Genomic DNA, 1,468 nt, shown 5'->3' with positions numbered 1-1,468 from the left:
CAGCACCGCAAGAACTGCGACGCGGTCCCGGAGATTTTCTTGCCCAAGCTCGAACGGGTCGTGATTGACTCGGTCATTGGCGAATTGGACGACGCCGAAGTCTACGCCAAAGAGTTCGTGCCCGCCAACGATGTCGCCGACCGTCTGGTGAAGATCAATCGCGCGATCGACCAGCACCGCGGCGACAGGGCCGCTGGAGTCTGGGACGGAGAGGACGAGCGGTTCCGCCAGATTATGACCCGCCTCCTCGACGAACGCAAGCGTCTGGAAGCGATGCCTCAGACACAGGCCCACTGGCGTAACGTCCCGACCGGCACCAGCTACGGGCAGCGCTGGGCGGGAGCCGACCTGGAGGGTCGCCGTGAGCTGCTGGCCCTGGCGGGAGTTGAGATCGTGGTGTGCGCGAACACGACGATTCCCGCGCCGCCGTGGTGGGATGAGTCGTCCCCACACCAAGCCCGCGAAAAAGTCCACTCCCGCCTGATCTACCTCCGCTGGGCCGTCGACGCGATATAGGCCACCCTCGACAATAGCCGAAACCTGCTGCTCGTATCTGTTGTAGGGCAACGGATACGAGCAGCAGACACTCTCGTCGAAGGACATATCATCAGCGATATGCACGCATGCCCGTTGCCAGGGAGCTGTCAGAAAATTACTCACCGATTTCACTGTTGTCTCTCCGTGTCATGATCAGCGGATTCGAGCGCCCTTGCCGTGGAGGAAATCGGGGAGTAATCCTTTGACGGCTCCCTGTATGGTGAAAAGGCTCCACTTCCCCGGTCTTGGAGGCGGCTCCCGATCGTGATTGAACCCTTCAGCGCCGCTGTACTCGGCGGCCTCGCCTACGACACGGCCAAGGCAGCGATCACCAAATGGATCGGCACGCGCGTCGCGATGGGCATCGATGGGGCTCTGCGCGACCGCCAGCTCAAGCGAGGTCGACCTGCGAAGGACCAACGGACCGAACTCGCAGCCGTCATCACCGGCGCGGTCGCGCAGACCGCCGCCGAACTCTTCGCCGGCGAGGACCGCCTCCAGGGACAGTTCCGCAAGACGCTGCTGCAGGGCAAGCAGTCTGATTGGCCTTTGGTCGACGGCACCGACCTGGCCGACCTGGTCAGCGACGTCCACACTTGGATCACCAGGAACGACCCCCAACCAAGCCTCAATCCGGACGCTGCTTCGCACCCGTATCTGGCGGTGCTGTGTCGCCACATCATTGCCCAATTCGGGTTCCGGGCCGAGAACAACGGCACCAAGAACACTGTCCTCTACCCCCGATGGAACCGCTTCTGGACCACTGAACTCTTCGGCAACCAGTCACCGCCCTCTGCCTCTGCCCGGGGGGCGGTCGGGTTCCGTAACGACTTCGAAGCTCCGGTCGGCACCGTCATCCAAGGTCAGCAGGTATTCATCTATGCCGAGCCGGCACCGTCAACTCCCGCTTGGCCGCGCAGGTTCGGGACCA

General features: G+C 62.9%; 2 protein-coding genes. Both read left to right on the top strand.

Annotated features, from left to right (window positions below):
• The coding region (locus tag YWW_RS32765) for a hypothetical protein (protein WP_035700054.1) at nt 1–516 on the top strand (516 nt) is incomplete at its 5' end.
• A 285-nt stretch (nt 517–801) separates the two neighbouring features.
• Nucleotides 802–1,468: hypothetical protein (locus tag YWW_RS32760; RefSeq protein WP_035705046.1), on the top strand; the 667-nt coding region annotated here is incomplete at its 3' end.

Source organism: Glycomyces tenuis DSM 44171 (assembly GCF_000427885.1).
GTDB lineage: Bacteria > Actinomycetota > Actinomycetes > Mycobacteriales > Micromonosporaceae > Glycomyces > Glycomyces tenuis.
The sequence above is the reverse complement of the archived record's forward strand: the minus strand, read 5'-3'. Positions and strand labels throughout refer to the sequence as shown.